The organism is Nocardia sp. BMG111209, assembly GCF_000381925.1.
Taxonomy (GTDB): domain Bacteria; phylum Actinomycetota; class Actinomycetes; order Mycobacteriales; family Mycobacteriaceae; genus Nocardia.
On sequence record NZ_KB907307.1, the window covers coordinates 1427873 to 1448176 of the forward strand.

The 20304-nt window shown below is 68.2% G+C and carries 16 protein-coding genes and 1 tRNA gene; 8 read left to right on the forward strand and 9 right to left on the reverse strand.

Translation table 11 applies throughout. From position 1 onward, the window contains the following. The 3 genes from G361_RS50205 to G361_RS0106290 form a co-directional block, all read right to left on the reverse strand. The gene (locus G361_RS50205; protein ID WP_196814428.1) at positions 1-2217 is read right to left on the reverse strand and encodes a hypothetical protein; all 2217 of its coding nucleotides are present in this window, start codon (positions 2215-2217) and stop codon (positions 1-3) included. Positions 2218-2587: 370 nt separating this feature from the next. Beyond that, complete coding sequence (locus G361_RS47680) at positions 2588-5173, reverse strand: S8 family serine peptidase (protein WP_081635481.1); 2586 nt, start codon at positions 5171-5173, stop codon at positions 2588-2590. A gap of 94 nt (positions 5174-5267) precedes the next feature. Further along, entirely contained in the window at positions 5268-5576 is a 309-nt protein-coding gene (locus G361_RS0106290; RefSeq protein ID WP_036494629.1) for a hypothetical protein, read from the reverse strand. 230 nt (positions 5577-5806) lie between these two features. On the opposite strand from G361_RS0106290, the gene G361_RS0106295 reads away from it, so the two are divergent. After that, positions 5807-8545: a LuxR family transcriptional regulator gene (locus G361_RS0106295; RefSeq protein WP_019926214.1), complete on the forward strand. Its 2739-nt coding sequence runs from the start codon at positions 5807-5809 to the stop codon at positions 8543-8545. On the opposite strand, the gene G361_RS0106300 is transcribed toward G361_RS0106295, so the two are convergent. Continuing rightward, positions 8542-9180: a TetR/AcrR family transcriptional regulator gene (locus tag G361_RS0106300; RefSeq protein WP_019926215.1), complete on the reverse strand. Its 639-nt coding sequence runs from the start codon at positions 9178-9180 to the stop codon at positions 8542-8544. The two genes, G361_RS0106295 and G361_RS0106300, sit on opposite strands and share 4 nt — an antisense overlap. Before the next feature lie 111 nt (positions 9181-9291). On the opposite strand from G361_RS0106300, the gene G361_RS0106305 reads away from it, so the two are divergent. The 3 genes from G361_RS0106305 (at position 9292) to G361_RS0106315 (ending at position 11858) form a co-directional block, all read left to right on the forward strand. Then, positions 9292-10326 (forward strand): aldo/keto reductase, encoded by a 1035-nt coding sequence (locus G361_RS0106305; protein WP_019926216.1) that lies wholly within the window; start codon positions 9292-9294, stop codon positions 10324-10326. A 166-nt stretch (positions 10327-10492) separates the two neighbouring features. After that, complete coding sequence (locus G361_RS0106310; protein ID WP_019926217.1) at positions 10493-10948, forward strand: hypothetical protein; 456 nt, start codon at positions 10493-10495, stop codon at positions 10946-10948. Between the two features lie 169 nt (positions 10949-11117). Continuing rightward, complete coding sequence (locus G361_RS0106315; protein WP_019926218.1) at positions 11118-11858, forward strand: MBL fold metallo-hydrolase; 741 nt, start codon at positions 11118-11120, stop codon at positions 11856-11858. 95 nt (positions 11859-11953) lie between these two features. Here the strand turns inward: G361_RS0106315 and G361_RS0106320 are convergent. Further along, a tRNA-Leu gene (locus tag G361_RS0106320) sits at positions 11954-12038 on the reverse strand. A gap of 77 nt (positions 12039-12115) precedes the next feature. After that, positions 12116-12430 carry an integration host factor, actinobacterial type gene (gene mihF, locus G361_RS0106325; RefSeq protein ID WP_026342753.1) on the reverse strand — a complete coding sequence of 105 codons (315 nt, stop codon included), beginning with the start codon at positions 12428-12430 and terminating at the stop codon, positions 12116-12118. 231 nt (positions 12431-12661) lie between these two features. On the opposite strand from mihF, the gene G361_RS0106330 reads away from it, so the two are divergent. Together G361_RS0106330 and G361_RS0106335 are read left to right on the forward strand one after the other, a co-directional pair. Beyond that, the gene (locus G361_RS0106330) at positions 12662-13597 is read left to right on the forward strand and encodes an LLM class flavin-dependent oxidoreductase (RefSeq protein ID WP_019926220.1); all 936 of its coding nucleotides are present in this window, start codon (positions 12662-12664) and stop codon (positions 13595-13597) included. Further along, the gene (locus G361_RS0106335) at positions 13594-14598 is read left to right on the forward strand and encodes a DUF2889 domain-containing protein (protein WP_019926221.1); all 1005 of its coding nucleotides are present in this window, start codon (positions 13594-13596) and stop codon (positions 14596-14598) included. The genes G361_RS0106330 and G361_RS0106335 overlap by 4 nt, the downstream gene beginning before the upstream one ends. Positions 14599-14634: 36 nt before the next feature. On the opposite strand, the gene G361_RS0106340 is transcribed toward G361_RS0106335, so the two are convergent. Then, the gene (locus tag G361_RS0106340; RefSeq protein WP_019926222.1) at positions 14635-16065 is read right to left on the reverse strand and encodes an acyl-CoA reductase; all 1431 of its coding nucleotides are present in this window, start codon (positions 16063-16065) and stop codon (positions 14635-14637) included. Beyond that, positions 16062-17411 carry a hypothetical protein gene (locus G361_RS0106345; RefSeq protein ID WP_026342755.1) on the reverse strand — a complete coding sequence of 450 codons (1350 nt, stop codon included), beginning with the start codon at positions 17409-17411 and terminating at the stop codon, positions 16062-16064. The genes G361_RS0106340 and G361_RS0106345 overlap by 4 nt, the downstream gene beginning before the upstream one ends. A gap of 117 nt (positions 17412-17528) precedes the next feature. Between G361_RS0106345 and G361_RS0106350 the strand changes: the two genes are divergently transcribed. After that, a complete protein-coding gene (locus G361_RS0106350) occupies positions 17529-18185 on the forward strand; it encodes a TetR/AcrR family transcriptional regulator (protein WP_052172629.1) in 657 nt (218 codons plus the stop codon). Positions 18186-18217: 32 nt separating this feature from the next. Beyond that, positions 18218-19096: an SDR family NAD(P)-dependent oxidoreductase gene (locus G361_RS0106355; protein WP_019926225.1), complete on the forward strand. Its 879-nt coding sequence runs from the start codon at positions 18218-18220 to the stop codon at positions 19094-19096. A 19-nt stretch (positions 19097-19115) separates the two neighbouring features. Here the strand turns inward: G361_RS0106355 and G361_RS0106360 are convergent, their stop codons facing one another. Continuing rightward, positions 19116-20201: an AMP-binding protein gene (locus G361_RS0106360; protein ID WP_019926226.1), complete on the reverse strand. Its 1086-nt coding sequence runs from the start codon at positions 20199-20201 to the stop codon at positions 19116-19118. Between the last annotated feature and the right edge of the window lie 103 nt (positions 20202-20304).

Consider the following 20304-nt stretch of genomic DNA (forward strand, 5'->3'; position numbering starts at 1 on the left):
TCAGGACGTGGGTGGTGCGGTGACGGACGGTTTCGTGGCCGGAGGTGTGGTGGGCGGTTTGCTGAAGGGGACGGTGCTCGGCCCGGCAGGGCCGGTCGGCTTCGTCGGCCCGGTGGGACCCGTCGGCCCGGTCGTCGGCCCCGTCGTCGGACCGGTCGTGGGCCCGGTTGTCGGACCGGTCGGTCCGCCGGTCGGTCCCGTCGGCCCGGTACCGGACGTCGAGGTGCCGCTGAGCGAGATCGCGACATCCTGCTGATTCCCGTAGATGTCGGGTACGAGCAGGGCCGCGTGATAGGTACCGGGTGCGGTCGGGTGGAAGGTCACCCGGAAGGTGCACGACCCGTCGCTGTTCGGCGGACAGGCGGTGGGCACGGCGGTGAACACGGAATCGCCCTGGACATGGGCCGCCGAGATGTTGTCGCAGGCGAGTTGGGGGAACGAGACGTCCCGGGGCACCGTCGCGCCGGATGCGACGGAGCCGAAATCCGCGCTGTCGGCGACGGGCGGGCAGAACCCGCTGCCGGGTCCGGCCGTGGGTGGCTCCTGCCGGGGCGCGGAGATCGGCGACCCGCTGCTCGGGGCCTCGGTCGACGGCGCCGGACCCGAGGTGGTGACGCCGGCGGGGATGGTGGTGAGACCCGCCGCGGTGGTGGGCAGGCCGATGATCGTGGTGAACGGCGCCTGTGCGTCGACCGGGGTGGGGTCGCCGGACAAGACCGTCGCACCGGCGACGCCGGCGGCCACGACCGCCGCGGCAGCGGCGGCGATCATGATCGGATGGGCGGACAACACGGCCTGTACGGACTGCCGGGCCGTGTGCGCGGCCACCACCTGCCCGGCGCCGACGCCGCCCGCGACTCCCACGCCGGCCGCGGCCACCGTCGTGACGGCCGACAGCACGCGGCCGCGGATCCGCTCCTCGTGCTGGAAGTAGGCGAGGTCACCGCCGGAACCCGAAGCGGCAGCGGCCTGTTCGCCGAGTTTCAGCACACTGCGCCAGGTGCCCCAGCGCAGCGCGAAGCCGAAGACCGGCGACACCTTCCGCGCCAGCGCGCAGGCGGTGTCGTGCTCACCGGACCGGATCGCCGCATCGAGTACCCGGACCACGATCGGCGCGGCGCGCACGATGTCACCGGGTTCCGCGGTCCGCGTCACCCATTCCAGCAATGCTCCGGCATACGCGGCCGCGCCTGGCGCGGCGGCCGGCACGCTCGCTGCCACCGACTCCGGATCGACGGCCAGCTCGAATCCTGCGGCCGAGCTGTCGGCGAGTCCCAGTTCCGTCAGTTCGGTCAGCGCGGGCCGGACCTCGGCGTCGCCGGTCAGTACCCCGCACATCTCGACCGGCACGGGCAGTCCGGCCATGGCGTGCAACATGATCAGCACACGTTGCGCGAGTTCGCCCAGCCCGGCCACCATCGCGCGTTGCAGCAGCGCCGGATCGGCCACCACTGTGGCGGAACCGCCGGTGCGCAACCAGGCCGCGGCCTGGATCAGCGCGCGCGGATGCCCCCGCGCGGCCTCGTACAACTGCCTGATCGGCGCCTCGTCCCCCTCGGGCCGGTGCCCGAGTTCACGGGCGAGCAGCGCCAGCGCGTGCTGTTCGTCGAGGCCCTGCAGCGGCAGGGAGCGGGCCTGGGTCCAGGCGAGCCGCCGCTCGGTCGACACCACCAGATCGCTCGACGGGAGCGCGTCGGTCAGGGTGAGGAGATCGTCGGCGTCGCCCGCGAAGTCGTCCACCACGACCAGTGCCCGGATCGACCCCATCAGCCGCCGCAACCGCAGCGGGTCGGGCAGGTAATCCGGTGCGTCGTAACAGGATTGGAAAAGTTCCTGGAGCAGGTCGGGGATCGTCAGCCCGGCAGCGTGGACGAAGACCACATCCCGGCCCGCCGCGGCGCGGTCGGCGGCGAAGCGGCGCAACAGCGCCGACTTGCCGACACCCGCGACGCCGCACACCTCGACCGGCACCCCCTCCTCGACCCACTGCGCCAGCAGTGCCAACTCCGTTGCCCTGCCCAATAATTCGACACCGACGCGCGGCAACGGCAACCCGACCGGCCGCTCCCGGCGCGTGACCGCCGGAGCGGGGCCCTCGCGCACCACGATGCGCGAGCCCTCGGCGTGGATGACGACGTTGTGGTCGCCTACCACCACCTGGCCGGATACCTCACCACCGACATGTAATCGACGTACGGAATCGGACTCCCCGCCCATGATGTCCTCCCTGAATCCCGCGACAAGTGTACTGAGCAGGGCATCATCGGCACACGACCCGAAAACGAACGGGGCCACCGTGTTCGGCGCGGTCACGCGCACCTCGTCGCGATATCCCTTGTCACCAGCGCGAATTCAGCGCGGCCCGCCGATCGGGCCAGCGCAGGATGTGTAAGGGGCCTGGACCGCCCCGTGCCGCCACCACGGCCTCAGCGCGATCACGCCGCTCCGGTAGCGGGCCGCGCCTGAGCGGTTGTCACCGTTTGCGCGTGATCCACTTGTGGCGGAACAGTTCTCGATCCGGTCCGGTGAAACCGATCGATGACCGCGCCGGGGCGGTCACCGATCGGTGTCGGAGCCGGAGGCCGCGTCATTGGTGACGGGTATTGCCCACCTGCAACCAATTCTGCTTGTCGTGGGTGATGGTGCCGAGCCACCAGTTGTCGTCACCAGGGAAATAGAACAGGACCTCGGTACGCCCGATACCGGAGAAATCACCGATCCAGAACGGCCGATCATTGTTGATCGCATGCCCGAACCCGCCGGTGTTACCGACCAGCGACCACTGGAACTGGCCATGGACGATGGTGCCCAGCCACCAATTGTCGTCACCGGGATGGAAGAACAGGACCTCGGCGTGCCCGGTACCGGAAAAATCGCCGATCCAGAAGGGCCGGCCGTCGTTGATCGCATGCCCGAATCCGCTGGTGTTGCCGACCAATGACCACTGGAATTGGCCGTGGGTTACGGTGCCGAGCCACCAGTTATCGTCACCAGGGAAATAGAACAGGACCTCAGCGTGCCCGACGCCGGAGAAGTCCCCGATCCAGAACGGTCGATCGTTGTTGATCGCGTGCCCGAACCCGCTGGTATTACCGACCAGCGACCATTGGAACTGGCCGTGGGTGATGGTGCCGAGCCACCAGTTGTCGTCACCGGGGAAATAGAACAGGACCTCAGCGTGCCCGACGCCGGAGAAGTCCCCGATCCAGAACGGTCGATCGTTGTTGATCGCATGCCCGAACCCGCTGGTATTACCGACCAGCGACCACTGGAACTGGCCATGGACGACAGTGCCGAGCCACCAATTGTCGTCTCCAGGGAAATAGAACAGGACCTCGGCATGCCCGATACCGGAGAAGTCCCCGATCCAGAACGGCCGATCGTTGTTGATCGCATGCCCGAACCCGCTGGTATTACCGACCAATGACCACTGGAACTGGCCATGGGTGACGGTGCCGAGCCACCAATTGTCGTCACCAGGATGGAAGAACAGCACCTCGGCATGCCCCACGCCGGAGAAATCGCCGATCCAGAACGGCCGGCCGTCGTTGATCGCATGCCCGAACCCGTTGGTGTTGCCCACCTGGGACCAGTTCTGTTTGTCGTCGGTGATGGTGCCCAGCCACCAGTTGTCGTCACCGGGATCGTAGAACAGGACCTCGTCGTGGCCGGTTCCGCCGAAGTCAGCGATCCAGAAGGGCCGGCCGTCGTTGATCGCATGCTCGCCGACTCCACTGGGTGCGTGAATCCGGATGAGTTGCCGGAGATCGGGGCGGTTGCCGATTCGCTGGACGGCGGGCCGGCCGGTCGTATCCTGCTGTGGCGAACCGGTTGCGCGCAGCGAAGCCCGCGCGGTCGCCGGGGTCAGCATCGGTTTGCCCGCGGCGCGCAATATGCCCTGCAGGCACGCCAATACGCCCACGACGATCGGCGTGGCGCTGGAGGTACCGCCGAACGAATCGGTGTACCACCTCGTCTGCTCCGGTCCTCCCTGCAGATCGCCGTAGCCGCAGGTGGTGACTTCGCGACCCCAGGCTTGGACATCGAGACTCGCACCGTAGTTGGAGAAATCGAGTCGTGAACGGTCGGGCCCCCAATTGTTCCCGTGGGTGTTCGGGGGCGGGGCGCCGGCGCCGACGAGTATCGTCCCGGCGTCGCGGTTGGCGCGATCGAACGGGTTGGTCCAGGTCGTGGGGAATCCGGGCGCGGGCGAGCGGTAGATCACGTCGTCGAGGTCCTCGGCTCCGTTGCCCGCCGCCGAGACGACGATGATGCCGCGCCCCGTGGCGTATCGGATGGCCGCGAAATCGTCCGGCCACCATTCGATCGGGACGTAACCGAGTTGGTCGTCGCGGAACTGGTAGTTGTGACGTGGTCCGGGGCGGTGGATTTCGAGCACGATGATGTCGCCGGCGCTGAGCGCGTCTGCTGCCGACCGGATCGCAGTGGCGGTGGGTTGCGAGAAACTCGATGCCCGCACGAACGCGTCGGGGCTGATCCCGGTGACACCGGCGGCATCCGGCGTGCCGTGAAATTCCCCGAGGACTGCCGTGCCGTGGTCCACGTCGCGTTGATCGTCGGTCGGGGTTCCGGCGACGATCCCACCCTGGTTCAACGAGAGGTCCTCGTGGTCGAAGTGCCAGGCCCATTCACAATCGATGATTTCCACACCGGCGCCTCGTCCACCGAGCCGGGTCCAGGCATGCCGGGCGTCCACTCCGCCGGGAGCGGCATCGAGATATCCCTGGCCGGCCGAGAAATCGGGTGTCGGTGCCGCCGGTGTGGTACCTGCCGGCCGCGGGGCCGGGGCGAGAATCACCGGCGCCTCGCCGGCCGGTTTGACATAGGCGGCCGCGACGCCCGGCAAGGACGCGAGCTGTCCGGCCAACCGATCGAGCGCCTCGTCGGGGGCGTGAACGTGGTAATACAGCGACAGTTCGCCGGTGTCGGCTTCCATCGGTCCCGGTGGCTGCTCGAATGCGCTGTCCTCGGTCGCGCCGAACAGCGGCCGCACGGTAGCGCCGGCGGCGGAAAGGGCCCGCGCCAACTCGGTGACGTCTCGGCCGGATCGAGATGTGATACTCGCTGGTGTCATGCTGATTTCTGCCGCCGCGTCGGCGATGAGAATCAATTCGCGCTTTCCGGCCGGCGACCGGCTACCTGCCTGGGACATGTTCATCTCCTGTCCACCCCTGGATACAAATGGGGGACGGCGCTCGGTCCGACCCCGCTGCGTTCGACGCTATGAAGCGGAGACCGCGTGGGAATCAGGGGTTTCCCCATGGCCGGCGGCTGCTGAGGTAGGCGTCGGCCGGGGTGACCCGCTGGGCGGGGGTCCCGGCCCGTAGGCATACCCGCGTGACGATGTCCGCGGATCCGGCGGTGAGGACGCCCAGCGCGAATTCGTCCTCGGGCACACAGAGCGTCAGGAGCAGCTCCACCGGTGAGCCCTCGGCGGACATCGACGCGGCGCATGTCGCCAACGCGACCGTCATCCCGTCGAAAGTCTCGGCGTCGAGTCCGGGCCGGTACCACTCGACGAGATAGCACGACAGAGGCGGAGCAGGTGTACCCACCCACCGCACGTTAGGTGCCCGGGGCCCCGCGCGAATCCGGTGTTTCCCTAACCCCTCTGCAGGTCGATCCGATGCCTGTCCACCTTTTCGGGTACCGACGGGTCGCTCGCCGGACAGAGCCGAGTAGTCCGATACCCGTGACGCGGTCCGCACCGGCCGGGCAGACTCGGAGCCGGGTCATATTTGCGCAGCGGGTCCTGCGGATGCCGATTTTCCGGTGAGAGGCGGTCATGGCGGCTGACGACAAGTCGTCGGTGATCGACGAATTCCTTGCTACCGCACGTATCGACGGGGCGGCGGTCTTGGTGGAGGGTGAGGCGGGCCTCGGAAAGACCACCCTGATCCAGTCGGCTGTCGGCCGCGCGCGGGACCTCGGTTTCCGGGTGTTGTCGGCGCAGCCCAATATTGCCGAATTCGACTACGCCTACTCGGCATTGGTCGACCTGGTCCGCCCGATCGATTCCGCGATCTGGGACGAGCTACCGGGATTGCAGCGGCGTGCGGTGGATCGCATGCTCCTACGGGAGAACAGCGGAGACAGCGATGTTCCCGCGGACGAAAGAGCTGTCGCGGCAGGCTGTCTGGGCGCGATCCAACGCTCGGCGGACGAGAAACCCGTTCTCCTGGCGATCGACGACATGCATTGGCTCGACCCGTCGAGCGTTCGCGTGGTTTCCTACGTTGCTCGCCGATTGGCGGGACGGGTGGGTGTGCTCGGCGCGACCCGCAGCCGTGGCACCGAATTCTTCTCCTGGCTGCAGCGAGCCGACCGGCCGGCACAGCGAATATCGTTGCGTCCGATGAGTATCGGTGCTCTGCACGCCGTGCTGTCCGAACATCTGCGCCGGACGTTTCCGCGGCCGGTGCTGGTGCGGATCCACGAGGTGTCCGGGGGAAATCCGTTCTACGCAATAGAACTCGGTCGTGCCTTACCCGACGGTGCGCCCGGCGGGGTCCCGCTCACCTCGACTCTGACCGAGCTGGTCGATGCGCGGATCAGCAGTCTGCCCACCGCGGTACAGACCACGTTGCTGGCCGCAGCGTGTGCCGCCGCGCCGACGGTCGAGTCGGTCGCGCGATCGGTCGGGTCGGACGTCACGGAAGTCGTTGCGTTGCTGGAGGAGGCCGAGCGGGAATCGATCGTCGAACTCGACGGACGATACGTGCGCTTCACTCATCCCTTGTTGGCCCGTGGGGTATACGACAGAGCGTTGCCTGCGGATCGGCGTCGAACCCACCGCCGTCTCGCCGGTGTGGTGGACAATCCCGAGTCCAGGGCCCGGCACCTCGCGTTGGGATCGGTGACCGGATCGCCGGAAACCCTGGCCGCGCTCGACGACGCGGCTGTGCTGGCGCGCAAACGGGGCGCGCCCGCCGCCGCGGCGGAGCTCGTGGACTATGCGATCGGCCTGGGTGGTGACACTCCGCAGCGGCAACTCCGGTCGGCGCGGCACCACCTCGATGCCGGCGACATCACCCGCGCCGGACGCCTGCTCGACGACGCGATCACGGGTCTGCCCACCGGACCGTTCCGCGCCCAGGCGCTCGCGCTGCGCGCAACGGTCGCTGTCCTGAGTCAGGGCTACCTCGAAGCGAAGCTCCTGCTGGAGCAGGCGCTGGTCCATTCGGATCAGGAACCGGCGCTGCGTGCGCAGGCTCTGCTGATCCTGGCCTCCACGCTGTTGAGTCTGGGCGACCTCGACGGTGCCACCGACCGTATCCAGCAAGCCGTGGCGACTGCCGAAAGCGTGCAGTCCGGGCCGGTCCTGAGCCAGGCACTGGGCATTCGCGCCCTGGTCACGCTCGTCCGTGGCGACGGACTCGACGAAGCAAGCCTGCGGCGCGGGGTCGACCTGGAAGGCGATGCCCCGATGGCGATCGCGCTGCGGCCCACCCTGCAATACCCCTTGTTGATCGCATGTGCGGGCGATCTCGACCGTGCACGGGACCGGATGACTCCGGCCCGGCAACAGTGCATCGACCGCGGCGACGAGAACGAGATCATCTTCGCCCTGTTCTACGGCGCGCTCATCGACATCTGGTCCGGCGACTACACCCGTGCCGCACGCGCCGACGAGGAAGGTCTACAGCGGGCGGCGCAGCTCGGGGGAGATACGTCACTGTTCGTCGGGCTGACGATCCGTGCGATGGTCGCCGCCTATGGGGGTCGGGTCGAGGATGCTCGCCGCGATGCGGCCGATGCGCTGGACGCGGGCCGGCGATCCGGGTCGGCCAGTCTGCTGCCGTGGACGATCGCCACCCTCGGATTTCTCGAGCTGTCGGTCGGGAACCATCGAGCGGCAGTCGACACATTGGAGCCGTTGCTGACCGTCGCGGCGATGAGTCCGCGCAGCTCGGAAATCCTGACCGCACCGTTCCTGCCCGACGCGGCCGAGGCTCTCATCCACCTGGGCCGCCTCGAAGAGGCCGAATCGATCGTCCGCCGATTGGAGGCGAACGGCGCACGGCTCGACCGTCCGTGGATGCTCGCGACAGGTGCGCGCTGTCGCGCCATGCTGGCGGCCGCCCGAGGTGATCTCCCCGGTGCGGCCGCCGCGGCCGATGCGGCGATAGATTTTCATGCTCGGTTGCCGATGCCGTTCGAACTGGCACGCACGCGACTGCTGCGCGGTCAACTGCACCGGCGAGCACGACAGAAGGACCGGGCGAAGACCGTACTCCAGGAAGCCCTTTCGTCATTCGAGGCGTTGGCGACGCCCCTCTGGGCGGATCGGGTGAACGCCGAATTGGCGCGAATATCGAACGGCCGCAACGGCGATACGATCCTCACCGCCTCCGAGCAGCGAGTCGCCGACCTGGCCGCCTCGGGAATGACCAACAAGGACATCGCCGCAACGCTGTTCATCAGCCCGAAAACGGTCGAGGTCAACCTCACCCGCATCTACCGGAAACTGGGCCTCCGCAACAAAGCCGAACTCGCCCGGCGTCTGGCGAAGAGCAGGACCTAGGAACTCCCGGTCCGGCGAAGTCGTTGTGCGGCAGGCCGTCGCGTGGCTCCGTGACGTAGGCCGTCGACGAAGACGTCGACGATGCGCTGGTTGTGGTCGAGCCCTCGCCCGGGGACGGGCTGGGACAGTTGAGTGATGACGTGCAGGAGATCCTCGGCACCGAGGTCATCGCGAACCGTGCCGTCGGCCACCGCGGCGTCGAGCAGCGCGGCGAGGACGGGGCCGAGCCGCTGCAGGAAGTAGCCGGGCAGCCCCGAGAATGCCGGATCACCCGAGTGCAGCGCCGAGGCCAGTCCACGTTTGGTGGCGAGCAGTTCGGTCAGCCGGTGGATCCACTCGGTGAGTGCCTGTGCCGGTTCGTGCGTGGCACTCAGCGAGTGGCCCGCGTCGGCCACGGCATCGATCCCGCTTTCCACGACGGCTTTGACCAGGTCGGAACGCTGCGGGAAATTCCGGTACAACGTGCCGACTCCGACGCCTGCCAGGTCGGTGATCTCCTTCGCCGGTGCGTCCACGCCGGAGGTGGCGAAAACGGTCCGCGCGGCCTCGATCAAGGCATCGACGTTGCGGCGCGCGTCGGCGCGGCGTCGGCGCGGCGCTGGTTGACCGTCGCCCGGCGTGCTGTAGTCGGCCATTTCCCATCCTCTTGCGTAAGCGGAAAAACTTTCCGTATAGTTCCGGAAAAGCTTTCCGTTTAGTGCAGCCTACGGCGTCCGCCCGGCGCCGGCCATCACAGGGAGAAAACCATGCAGTACCGCACTCTCGGCCGGACCGGCATCCAGGTCAGCCCCTATGCCCTGGGTACCCTGATGTTCGCCACGGCCATGGGCAATGCCCCGGAGGAGTCGGCCCGCATCATCCACCGGGCGCTGGACGCCGGTATCAACCTCATCGATACCGCCGACGCCTACGGCGACTCCGAGGACATCGTGGGCAAGGCACTGAAGGGACGCCGGGACGACGTCGTACTCGCCACCAAGTTCGGCCGCCCGGCCCACGGCACGCCGGCCGGGCAGGATCTCAATCGCCAGGGCGCATCCCGGCGCTGGATCGTGACCGCGGTGGAGAACTCACTGCGTCGTCTGCAGACCGACTACATAGACCTCTACCAACTCCACCGCCCCGACCCGGCCACCGATATCGAGGAGACCCTTTCCGCGCTGACCGAGTTGATCCACAGTGGCAAGGTCCGTGCGATCGGAGCGTCCGGGACCCCTGCCGCGGATATCGTCGAGGCCCAGTGGGTCGCCCAGCGGCGCGGCCTGGAGCGGTTCCACACCGAGCAGCCCGTGTACTCCATCCTCAACCGCGGCATCGAGCGCGAGATCCTGCCCGCCACACAGCGTTTCGGCATGGGCACGATGGTCTGGGGCCCGCTCGGCCAGGGTCTGCTCACCGGCCGCGTGCGCAGGAACGAGCACAACGACCTACGCCGTGCCGGCCTGATCCGCCACCTCGACGACCGGCATCGGCTCGACGTCGTCGAGAAGCTCGTCCCGCTCGCCGCCGAGGCGGGACTGCGCATGACCCACCTCGCGATGGCGTTCACCATCGCCCATCCCGGCATCACCAGTGCCCTGCTGGGCGCCCGGACCATGGACCACCTCGACGACCTGCTCGCCGGCCTGGACGTCGCGCTCACCGACGACATCCTCGACCGCATCGACGAGATCGTCCCGCCCGGCACGGACATCGGCACCCTCGACCAGGCATACCGGCCCCCGGCCCTGGAGAACCCCGGCCTGCGCCGCCGCCCTCCCACCGCACGCGCCGCCGCCTGACCGCCGACCCGAAGGGATTCGGCGGCGGCCCATCCCGGTCGATCCGTCGGCGCCGGCACCGCCCCGACCCAGGATGCGGTGGTCGAATTTCGGGCGGACACTGGGACTCTGGCGTAGATTCCGCGGAAGCGGGCACGGCGGGCGCCGAAACCGTCCGGAGGGGGATATGACACGATCGCGCGTTTGGCGGATCGCGGTGGCACTGGCGCCGCCGCTGCTGTGCACCGTCGCATGCGGCGGTTCCGGCAGCACGACATCCAGTGGCGTTCCGGCGGCATGCGACGTGCTGACCAGAGACCTGGTCACCCCCGTGGCCGGCTCGGATGCCGTGCAGCACAGGACCGACTCGGGACTGGACACCTACCCCAACCACTGCACGTTCACCGGCTCCACGGCGACAGTCCAAGTCGTGATCGCCGATTGGAGCCGGATCGGGTATCCGGCCGGTCAGCTCGTACCCGGAATCGGTGACGAGGCACATGTGGCGCCGGGGGGAATCCTGTACGCCCGCAAGGGCACCCACGGCCTCATGGTGGCGGTGACATTGCTCCCCGGCACGGATCTCGGCGCCAAGGTCTCGGCCGAAAAGAATTTGGCGCCGAAACTACTGGCCAAGCTCTGACGACAGTCCGAATCGACACCCGTGCGTGTCCCGGCAGTATCTCGGCCGGCGGTCGTCGGGTTCGCGGATCGGCAGGTCGGGATCGGATTCGAGTCGACGGTAGAACGTAGACTCGTCCGCGGGTCGCTGCGCCGGGGACCTGTCTCGACGAGCGTAGACCGGGGTGGGCATGGGTGTGGTGGTCGAACGTCTTGCGGCACTGGGGCTGACGCGCGTTTCCCGATGGTGTTTCAACTGCTATCTGCTGGCCGGCGACGACGGCGCGATCGTCGTGATCGATCCGGGAATGCCGACCTCGGCCGAGGATGTCGAGCCGGTCCTGGCGATCATGCCCGGTCGGGTTCGGGTCGTCACCGCGACGCACGGGCATTGTGATCATGTCGGCGGCGCGGCGGCGTTGGCTCGCCGGCACAACGCCGACATCTATCTGCCGACGGTCACACTGTCGTACCTCGACGGTGTCGAGCCGAGAACTCCGAGTCCGGCGAAATTGGCTCGGACCTGGCGGTTGCTGTTCGGGCAGCCGTTCGACCGCAGAGCCGCTACCGGATTCGTGCGCGCGGCCGTGACGGCAGGCTTCGGGGGGACTCGCCGTATGCTGTGGCCGGGTCCGCAGCCGGTCGGCAGTCTCGAGGACGGGCGGCCGTTGCCGGGCGCGTCGGCCTGGACGGTGCTGCAATCTCCCGGCCACACCGACGACAGCATCGCCCTGTGGAACGCCGGGACTCGGACGTTGCTGTCCGGGGACGCCGTCCTGACGATCAACGGCCGACCGCGATTCGCCCCCGACACAGTCGATGTCGAGGCAGCGGCCGAGACCGCGAGCCGCCTTCGGCAACTACCGGTCGAGCACCTGCTCCCCGGACACGGCGTCCCGATCCACGCGCCATCGGTCTGGGCACTGGCATAAACGCCTGCGCACAACCATCATTCGGTACCACGGAAACAGGACACGGGCGGTCGTAGCAGATTTCCTGCCACGACCGCCCGTGAGTGTCCCGATTGTGTCCGGAGGGGGACTTGAACCCCCACGCCCTTAAACGGGCACTAGCACCTCAAGCTAGCGCGTCTGCCATTCCGCCACCCGGACCGGTGATGCTCAGAAAGATTATCCGATTGATCGATGAGGACCAAATCGCTGGCATTGGGGCCGGTCCGGGTAGGTTTTCAGGCGTTCAGCGCCTCCAGCAGGGCGGCGCGCTGACGCGAGCCGAGGCCGCCTATGCGGCGGTCGACGGGGATCTCCGCTTCGTCCATCAATTTCGCGGCCTTGACCGGGCCGATACCCGGCAGGGCCTTGATGACGGCGGCGACCTTCGTCTTCTTGACCAAGTCCTCCTTGTCGGCGCGCTTGAGCACCTCGGCCAGTGAGACCGAGCCCTTGCGGATCTGCTCGATCAGCTCCGACCGGGCCTTACGCACCGCGGCCGCCTTGGCCAGCGCTTCGGAGCGTTGCTCGGCGGTCATGGTGGGAAGAGCCATGTCAACTACCTTTCACTCGTTCGCCGGTACCTCAACGGCACCGATTGAACATCACCGATGCCCGGGCCGTGCTTCGACACACCGCTCGAGAAAATCCGGGGCATATGCGGGGCAGAGGGGGTTCGCGGGTGATTTGCCGGATTTCGAGGTGAGGCGCGATCGGCCGGGTCGACGCGCGGAAATGATAATCTCGGGCCGAGAGAACATGGATCTCGGCGAGGATTTCGGGTGATGGACGGTTTGGACGTCGGCGTCTATGTGCCGCAGTTGGGATTCACCTATCGGGATGTTCTGCATCGCGCGCTGCGCTGCGAGGAGCTCGGGATCGGGTCGGTGTGGTTGTACGACCATCTCTACGGGCCGGGGGCCGAGCAGCTCCCGTCGCTCGAGGGCTGGACGCTGGCCACCGCGCTGCTGAGCCGGACCGAGCGGCTGCGGGTGGGACATCTGGTGTTGTGCAACCAGTTTCGGCATCCGGTATTGCTGGCGAAGATGGCCACCACGCTCGATCAGGTGTCGGACGGACGGCTGGAACTCGGGCTCGGGAGCGGGTCGATCGAGGACGAGCATCTGCGGGCCGGATTCGAGTGGGGCGGATTCCCGGAGCGGTCGCGGCGGCTGGCCGAGACGCTGGAGATCCTGACCCGGGCCTTCGCCGACGGGATGATCGACTTCGCGGGCGAGCACTACTCGGTGCGGCAGGTGCCGGTGGTGCCCGGTCCGGTGCAGCAACCCCGGCCGCCGATCGTGGTCGGCGGGGTCGGCGAGAAGTTCACATTACCGCTGGTGGCGCGGTATGCCGACGTGTGGAACGTGCCGACCTACGCGCTCGGTGAGATCGAGCGCAAACTCGACGTGCTGCGGTCGCTGTGCGCGGACATCGGCCGCGATCCGGGCACGCTGCGGCTGTCGGTGGAGGCGGTGACCGCGATCGCGCCGGACGACGCCGCGCTGCCGGAGGTGCGAGCGCTGGCCGAGAAGCGTTTCGGCGCACCGGGTTTCGGGCTGCGCGAGGGCGGGCTGGTGGGTACCGCGCCCGCGGTCGCGGATCGGCTGCGGGAATTGCGGGAGCTCGGTTTCGACCAGGTCGTGCTGTTCACCCACGACCGTGCCTCGGATCGGACACTCGAACAGCTGGCCGGACTGCTCGCGGAAGGGACGTCATGACATCGCAGGAGCAGCGGCGGTTGCAGGGATATCGAGGGGCGCCGGCGACGGTCACGCCGCCGCGCCGGCCGGGTTCGGTGCGGCGCACCACGACCCACGACTCGCTGCGGCCGGACGGCCTGCTCGGGGCCGTGACCCTGTTCGCGCGCGGCCGCGATCTGCGCACCGAGATCGACGGCGGGGCCACGGTTCTCGACGAGGCCCGGCTCGAGGTGGAGGTGGACTATCCGCGGCGGCAAGTGCGGCGGATCGTGGCCGAGCCGGCGCAGCCGCGGCTCGCGGAACTCATCGGCGTGAATGCCTCCGCCGGATTCCGCGGCGCGGTAGCCGAGGCATTGCCCGGTGAGCGGGAATCCGGGTCGGTGCGATTCCAATTGCTCGATGATCTGCCCACCGCACTGCTCGTCAGCGGATACGCGATCTCGGCGGGGCAGGCGCCGTTACCGGCACCGGTCCCCCGGCCTCGATCCGGCCTGCAATATCCGGATCTCTGTGCGGGATGGATCGCCGAGGGCACGTTGATGAGCCGGTTGACCGAGACCGGCGTGGTGCCGATCTCCGACGGACCGCTCGCCCCGGAGGTGGAGCCGGCGGATCCGCTGGGCTGGCACGAGCACGATCCGCTGCCGCCGCACGGTATGCGCCGCCGGCGCCGGTTGGAGGTGTGGCGCGCGGACGGCATCGTGCGGGTGGAGGGCTTCTTCCGGGACAGTCACCGCAGCGGCGACGGCGTCGAGACCGTCGTGCACGAGTACACCGTGCACGCGACCGTCGACCCCGACACCCGGCGGTTCCTGACCTCCGAGGCCGAGATCGGTGCGCTGCCCTGGCCGGAATGCCCGGTCGCCGCGGCCAGTGCGGGGCGGCTGGCGGGACTTCCGGTCGCGGGCCTGCGTACCGAGGTGCGCCGGAACTTCACCGGGCGGAGCACCTGCACCCATCTCAACGACACGCTGCGGGCGCTCGAGGACGTCGGCGCGCTGCTGGATCACGTGCGCTGATCCCGGTGGGGCGGGCGCGAACCCGCCCCGGGCCGGTCACTGCGGGGTGTCGACCCCGTCCTCGTGTGCCATCCAGTGCACGAAGCGGTGCAGCGGGTACATCGCGTCGTGCGGGTTGCCGATGGTGCTCGGCCCCGCCTCGCCCAAGTGCACGATGCGCTGCGCGCCGCCGCTGGCCAGCCGGTCGCGATAGTCGGACATCCGGTCGAACGGGTAGAAGCCGACGGTCTGGGTCGCGACGTTCACGTACTTCACCGCGTCGTCGAGCGAATCCACGCGAACCACGTTGGCGGTCTTGTTGATCGGGTGGAAATCGACCGGCTCGTCGGAGCGGATCACCAGGCCGGTGCCGTCGGTCTTGCCGAACACCCGGAACTCGTCGTCGAGCAGGGTGAGCATGTCGACCTGCTCGCGCAGATCACGATCCAGCGGCCGGGTGTCGCCGGAGTCGGCGGCCTTGGCGACGATGCGCTCGTGCAGGCGCTGCCCGAAGCGGTCCACCTCGTCCTCGCCGGCCTCGACGAAGACGAAACGGCTTGCGACACAAGCCTCCTGGTTGAGCACCATGACATCGGAGGCGGCCAGTTCGGCGGCCGCGTCCAGGGCCTCGTCGGAGTCGAACGCCTGCCGGCCGACCATCGAGATCGAGGTCTTCGGGTCGAAGGACACCAGCTGGAAGCCGGGACCGAGGTACTTGATCACGTTGTTGATGGCGTCGCCGCCACCCCACGCCACGATCTTGTCGAAGTACTGCGGCCGGTACAGGGTTCGCTCCACCGCGTCGTCGCCGCCGCGCCAGTAGACCGCCGACATCGAGCGCACGATGGCGTGGTCCGGATCGAGATCGGCCATCGTGCGCAGGATCGCCACCGTGGTGAACGGATCGCTGGACGACATCTTGAACAGGTTGACCGCCTTGACCATTGCGCCCTGCGCGATCGACTTCACGGCCACCCCGGGCGAATTGCCGGGCAGCACGTGGATCAACCGCGGCGCGAAGGCCCGCACGAAACTCTTGCGACCGGTGAAGTCCCGCTTGGGAATCCACTCGTCCAGGGCCCGCGGATCGGGGAAGTTCTGCTCGACGATGGTCTCCAGCAGCCGCTTGTCCAGGAACGAGGCCGCACCCTTGACCTGCGCCTCCAGCACGCCGCGGGGCAGGATGTGGGTCGACGACATGCGGTCGATGCAATCCTGCACGAAGGGATTGTGCGGATCGCGCAGCCGCGCACCGGTTTCGACCAGGAAGTCGATGATCTCGGCCAGCGGCACGTTCAGCAGCGGCGGCACCTCGGTACGGGGGTGCACCGCCTTGTCCATGTCGATGGTCGGGGTGGCGAAGGTGACGCCCAGATCGCGGGAGCGATGGGTGACGTCGTTGCGTTCGACCAGTTCACCGCGCAGGAAGAACGGCGCGGAGACGACCGCCTCGGCGGTCTCGGAATGACGGATTTCGGCAGTGGTCACGACAGTCCTCGCACATAGGCATCGACGGTGCCGGCGCAACCGATCTTGTCGTCGCCGGTGATGTCCGCGTAGCGGACGATGTTGTTGCGGATCGAGGCGCCTTTGTTGCCGCAGGCGCACGGGTCGAAGTCCAGCGAGATCTTGTCGCCGGTGATGACGCCGCCCCAGCGGCCGTCCAGGGACAGATCGAAGAAGCCGGCGCGGCCCTCGACCTCACCGCCCTCGTGCGGCAGCAGCGCGTCGCCGGCCTCGTCGAGGATGAACGGCACGATCCACGGCGGCACGTGGTAGCGATCGCCCTTCTGGCACTTGGGCATTCCGGAGTTCAGCTCCTGCATGGAGTAGTTCTGGAAATCGCGGCTGTGCGGGATGTTGAACGTCTCGTGCACGAATTGCTGGTAGTCGTCGGGCAATTGGGCGCGCTTGAGGCCGCCGCCGACGTAGATGCAGTTGTCGGGGTGGAAATCCTTTGCCGCGTAACCACGTTCGCGCACCAGCTTCGCCACCTGGTAGAGCGCGTTCCACATGCCGGCGATGTAGAGCTTGTCGCCGCGGTACTCGATCAGCGCGTCGGCGGCGGCCACCAGCGCGTGGTCCAGGGTGGCCTGCCGCTCCTTGGACGTGCGCTCGAAATCGGCCAGTTCCTCCGGCCCGGCGTTGCCGTCGGCCATCTTCTTGCGGAGGACGACCATCTTGGTGAGCGCGCCGACGGTCAGCGGCGGGATCGGCAGGCGGAAGCGCGGCTTGTCCGGATCGCCGAACGCGGCCTCCTGCGCCTCACCGCTGATCAGGTTCTTCGGCACCGCGGCGGTGGCGGCGATACCCATCATCCGCCGGTCGCGGGCCGGGACCACGCCCGAACCCCAGGAGAAGACGTTGACGGTGTCCTTGCGGGACCAGGTCATGTCCTGTTCGGAGGCGAGCAGCATCGCGGATTTGCCGGTGGTGCCGCTGGAGCAGGACACGTAGTGGCCCTTCGCCTGCAGCCGCGCGATCCATTCGTCGATGCCGGCGATATCGGCGGTCTCGATGGGGGCGATCGGGTACGGGGAGATGGTGCCGAGCCATTTGCCCAGCCGGTCCCAGCGCTCGTCGATCAGGAAACTCTCGGGATAGCTCTTGTACGCGGTGTGCGGGAACAGCAGCGGGACCACGTCGTCGAAGCTGCGCACCTCGGTGACACCGGCCTCGGACGCCCGGTGACCGAGCAGTTTGATCCGGTCGCGGCGGTCCTGGAACCGCTCGTTCACGGCCTCGATCTGGATCTCCCGCAGGTCCGCATGGGAGTGGTCGAAGCGGTCGTCGGCGTCGACGAGCCTCGTCAATTTTTCTGTGGCTGAGCTCACGGAGGAGCGTCCTTCCTGCACGGCCCCGAAGGCCTCGACAAATAGCAACCCGTGCGTATCATTATTCGTGATTCGGGTCACGATGCAAGTGGCAATGGAAAGGACCAGGTCAGCGAGTTGTCTGGAGCACAGAACGCCCCGCCGGTGCGCCGCGGCGCGGGTCGCCCCACCCGGGAGCAGGCCGAGGCGCGGCACGAGGAGTTGATCGACGCCGCCCTCGACCTGTTCCTGGAACACGGGTTCGAGCTGGCGACGGTCGAGATGATCGCGGCGCGGGTCAACATGACCAAGCGCACCGTCTATGCCCGGTATCCGGACAAGGCCTCACTGTTCCGGGCCGCCGTGCGCCGCGCCACCGAGCGGCAGATCGTGCCGAAGGACGTGCTCGAGCGGATGGACGACGGGGATCTGTCCGACACCCTGGAACAGGTCGCCCGGCTGCGCATCGGACAGGTGATGACGGTCAACGGCCTTCGGCTGCAACGGATCATCAACACCGAGAGCTATCGGTTCCCCGAGATCTTCGTGGAGAACTACACCCTCAGCGCCGGGCCGGTGGTCGACTTCGTCGCGGGTGTGCTCGACCGGGCGATCGCCACCGGCGCCCTGGCCCCGACCGATACCGATCAGGCCGCGCGCGCGTTCATGACGCTGGTGGTCGGCGGGCAGGTCCGCTCGATCGTCGCGGGCCGGCCACCGACCGACGAACAGCTCGAGGAGCGGGTGCGGTTCACCGTGCGGCTGCTGCTCGACGGCCTGCGGCCGCGGCCGTAACCGAAGTGTGTTCCCGAAAAGATTGCGAGACAATGACATCCACACTCGACCCCACCCGTCCGGTCGCGGTCGTCACCGGCGCCAGTTCGGGCATCGGCAAGGCGACCGCGGGTGAACTGCTGGCCCGGGGCTGGCAGGTGATCGGCGTGGGCCGCGACCCGCAGCGCAGCGCCGCCGCGGCGGCCGAACTGGGCGGCGGCCTGGTCATGCTGCGCGGTGACTTCACCTTGATGGCGGAGGTGCGGCGGGTCGCCGACGAGATCCGTTCCCGCACCGAGCGACTCGATGTGCTGATCAACAACGCCGGCGGCGTCCGGGACCGGCGGATCGTCACCCCGGACGGTACCGAGGCCACCTTCGCCGCCAATCACCTGGCGCCGTTCCTGCTGACCCGGGAACTGTGGTCGCTGCTGGCCGTCACCGCGGCCGCGCAACCGGCCGGCGCCGTCCGGGTGCTCGCCGTCTCGTCGACCGCGCACCGCAGCAGCCGGGGCCTGGACTGGGACGATGTGCAGAGCCTCGGCGTCGAACATCCCACCGTGGCCTACTGCCGGGTGAAACTCGCGAACATCCTGTTCACCCGCGAACTGGCCCGGCGCGGCGCGGCCGACGGGATCGTCGCCCAGGTCATGCATCCGGGCGTGGTGGCCAGCAACTTCGCCACCCACGGCGATGCCGCCATGCGGGCCCATATGGCCGCCGCGGACACCGTCGCGCCCGACGAACCGGCCGATACGCTGGTGTGGCTGGCCACCGATCCCGAGGCCGGGCACACGCCGGGCCGGTACTTCCACCGCCGCGCCGAGGAGGCGCCCGCCGATCTCGCCCTGGACGACGCGGCCGCGGCCCGGCTGTGGGTGGAGAGCGAGAATCTCCTGGCCGCACTGGGTTTCGAGCCCGCGGTGCGCTGAGCACCCGGCGCCGCGGTGATCAGTACACGCCCTCGATCACGCGTTGCCCGCCGAACGTGGCGACCGGCGCGACGTCGGCGACCGAACAGCCGACGGCGCCGGGCGGCGGTGCGATCCGGTAGGCGGTGTCGCGTTCGAGATTGTTCGGCAGGAGCAGGTATTTGGTGAGGTGGTTCATCACGACGCGGCCGCGCTCGCCGAATCCGACGTCGGCGCCGTCGTCCGGATCCACCACGCGGTAGAAGGAATAGGGCGAGAACGCGTCGAAAATGACTGCCCCGCCGTGATTCTCGTGCAACCGTTCCCGGCTCGAGCCCATGATCGTGGTGCTGCCGTACATTCCCCGGAACTCGATACCGGGGAAGATATAGGTGCGGTAGAACCTCAGGTTCTCGGGATCCATTCGCGCACCGCCGTATCGGATGACGCGCACCGATTTGTTGATCAGCTCGACCAGTTCGCCGCGGGTGGCGAGCAGCGTCAGCAACGGCGGGGTGATGAACAGCATGTCCACCCGCTGACTGCGCAGGATGTCGGCCGCCTGCGCCAGCAGGTGATCGGTGTAGTCGGCCACCTCGGCCGTACGGTCCTGCGCCACCAGGACTTTCACCCAGCGCGGGTCCAGGTCGAGGGCGAATTTCAGTCCGCCGGTGCGCCGGGCGGCCTGGGTCGCGCATTCCCCGATGATGTGCGGACCCGACGGCGTGACGGCCAGGATGTTGACCGGACCACCCGCGGGACAGCCGGAGGTCCAGTCCTCCCACTGCACCTGGACATCGAGCCAATCCTGGAACAGCAGCATACGTTTGGGCGCACCCGTGGTGCCGCCGGATTCGTAGACCCCCGCGATCCGCGGCTGCGGGCCGAGGCCGCGAGGGATCAGATCCTCGACGGCGACATCGCGCAGTTCGTCGGCCACATTGGGAAACCGGGTGAGATCGTCGATTCCGTGGATGTCGGTCAGCGGATCGAAATCCAGTGTGGCGCTGCGGCGCAGCCAGTACGGCGTGCCGGTCTCGGGACGGAAATGCCACCGCATCAGTGCGCGCACGTACTCGTCCGGGTCGAGATGCGCTGTGTCGAGAGCAACATCGAGGATCGACATCGGCACGGTGACCTCCCGTTACGGTCCAGCATCTGCGGTGAGGTTAACCGGCGCGCCGGGGCCTGTCGATCCGGCCGGGGGTTGTCATGAACCGTTCGGCGAC

Bases quoted from the DNA above. Each gene is read 5' to 3' on its own strand.
- G361_RS50205 (WP_196814428.1), bottom strand. From the start codon at position 2,217: ATGGGCGGGGAGTCCGATTCCGTACGTCGATTACATGTCGGTGGTGAG.
- G361_RS47680 (WP_081635481.1), bottom strand. From the start codon at position 5,173: ATGTCCCAGGCAGGTAGCCGGTCGCCGGCCGGAAAGCGCGAATTGATT.
- G361_RS0106295 (WP_019926214.1), top strand. From the start codon at position 5,807: ATGGCGGCTGACGACAAGTCGTCGGTGATCGACGAATTCCTTGCTACC.
- G361_RS0106300 (WP_019926215.1), bottom strand. From the start codon at position 9,180: ATGGCCGACTACAGCACGCCGGGCGACGGTCAACCAGCGCCGCGCCGA.
- G361_RS0106305 (WP_019926216.1), top strand. From the start codon at position 9,292: ATGCAGTACCGCACTCTCGGCCGGACCGGCATCCAGGTCAGCCCCTAT.
- G361_RS0106310 (WP_019926217.1), top strand. From the start codon at position 10,493: ATGACACGATCGCGCGTTTGGCGGATCGCGGTGGCACTGGCGCCGCCG.
- G361_RS0106315 (WP_019926218.1), top strand. From the start codon at position 11,118: ATGGGTGTGGTGGTCGAACGTCTTGCGGCACTGGGGCTGACGCGCGTT.
- mihF (WP_026342753.1), bottom strand. From the start codon at position 12,430: ATGGCTCTTCCCACCATGACCGCCGAGCAACGCTCCGAAGCGCTGGCC.
- G361_RS0106330 (WP_019926220.1), top strand. From the start codon at position 12,662: ATGGACGGTTTGGACGTCGGCGTCTATGTGCCGCAGTTGGGATTCACC.
- G361_RS0106335 (WP_019926221.1), top strand. From the start codon at position 13,594: ATGACATCGCAGGAGCAGCGGCGGTTGCAGGGATATCGAGGGGCGCCG.
- G361_RS0106355 (WP_019926225.1), top strand. From the start codon at position 18,218: ATGACATCCACACTCGACCCCACCCGTCCGGTCGCGGTCGTCACCGGC.
- G361_RS0106360 (WP_019926226.1), bottom strand. From the start codon at position 20,201: ATGTCGATCCTCGATGTTGCTCTCGACACAGCGCATCTCGACCCGGAC.